Origin of the sequence: Alteromonas sp. ALT199 (assembly GCF_018619335.1) — a bacterium.
Lineage (GTDB): Bacteria > Pseudomonadota > Gammaproteobacteria > Enterobacterales > Alteromonadaceae > Alteromonas.
In genome coordinates this window covers 2,784-4,196 of sequence record NZ_JAHHDX010000095.1, presented here as the reverse complement: position 1 = coordinate 4,196, position 1,413 = coordinate 2,784, and the positions used below count along the sequence as shown (strand labels likewise).

2 protein-coding genes are annotated in these 1,413 nt (G+C 46.2%); both read left to right on the top strand.

Annotated features, from left to right (window positions below):
• Positions 1-110 precede the first annotated feature (110 nt).
• Positions 111-587 carry a low molecular weight protein-tyrosine-phosphatase gene (locus KL866_RS10815; protein WP_214994995.1) on the top strand — a complete coding sequence of 159 codons (477 nt, stop codon included), beginning with the start codon at positions 111-113 and terminating at the stop codon, positions 585-587.
• A gap of 85 nt (positions 588-672) precedes the next feature.
• Positions 673-1,413 (top strand): iron ABC transporter permease (locus KL866_RS10810; RefSeq protein ID WP_214995000.1); only part of this gene is annotated, 741 nt, incomplete at its 3' end.

Below are 1,413 nucleotides of genomic sequence, written 5' to 3'. Positions count from 1 at the left end.
AGTACATGTGCGGTCATACTAACTCCACAATTTTTCTGACGGCGTATCATACGCGAAACTAGGCACAAAGTTTAGTCGCGCTTTGTCACTGCGTTTAAATAGGATTTTGAATGAAACAATCTACATCGGTGTTGTTCGTGTGTTTGGGTAATATTTGTCGCTCTCCAACTGCCGAAGCCGTGTTCAAGCATAAAGCTGCACAAGCCGGGTTAAATATTGAAATTGATTCTGCGGGAACTCATGGCTACCACATTGGGAAACCAGCAGATAAGCGTTCACAGGCGGCTGGGGTAGAGCGAGGTTACAGCTTTAAGGGGCTTAAATGTCGCCGTGTTGATGAAAGTGACTTTGAGCGCTTCGACTATATTTTGGCTATGGATAATAGCAACTTAGCAAATCTGCAAGGTATGTCGCCAAGCCAGTACCAGGAAAAGATTAAGCTATTTCTGGACTTTGCCAATGTAGAAGACAAAGAAGTACCTGACCCGTACTACGGGGGGAAGCGCGGCTTTGAGCTGGTGTTAGACCTAATCGAAGAAGCGTCGGATGGCTTGATTGCACATATTAAGCAAACCCAACAATTATAAGTAGATGCTAAATTGAGAGCCTACATTGAGAGCCAAATTGAGAACCAGAGTAACTAAACCCAAAGCCGTCAATTTGGTTGTAGCAATGGTACTTTTTTCGCTAGCCGTTGGGGTAATAGGTATTGTAGGCGTGATAGGGCTTTCCGACACGACTGCTGACCTAAAACAGCATATTATTGTGCAACTTCAAATACCGCTTATACTCACTGCGTGTTTAGTTGGGGCGGCGCTTTCCGTAAGTGGCGCGACCTTACAGGTGGTGCTGCGAAATCCATTGGCAGACCCCGGAATAATTGGCATTACTAGTGGAGCGAGTTTGGTTGCCGCGCTGTTGCTGCTATTAACACCTCAATGGGCAACACCGTACCTGCACTATTTACTACCTTTAGGGTGCTTTGTTGGGGCATTGTTTTCTACATTTATTATTTACCGCTTAGCCAGAAAACTTCTGGCCTCTTCCACTGCTGTTATTCTTGCTGGTATTGCCATATCTACGCTTAGCGGAGCCATCATTGCTTGGCTTTTTATGTTCAGTAACGCTGATGCCCTTCGCAACCTTACTTTCTGGTTGATGGGCAACTTGTATCAAACTGACTGGTTAATTTTGTCAGTGGGCGGCCCGCTGATAGTTGTTGCTGTGGGTTTACAGCTTTTTTTCGCAGGTGATTTGAACAAACTATATGCCGGTGAACTTGCGGCAAAAAGCAGCGGCGTGGATGTGGAAAAGCTTACCGAACGTGCGCTCATCGTTTGTGCTATCGCGGTGGGTACGGCGGTGTCGATGGCTGGGTCTATTGCGTTTGTAGGCTTACTGGTGCCTCATATT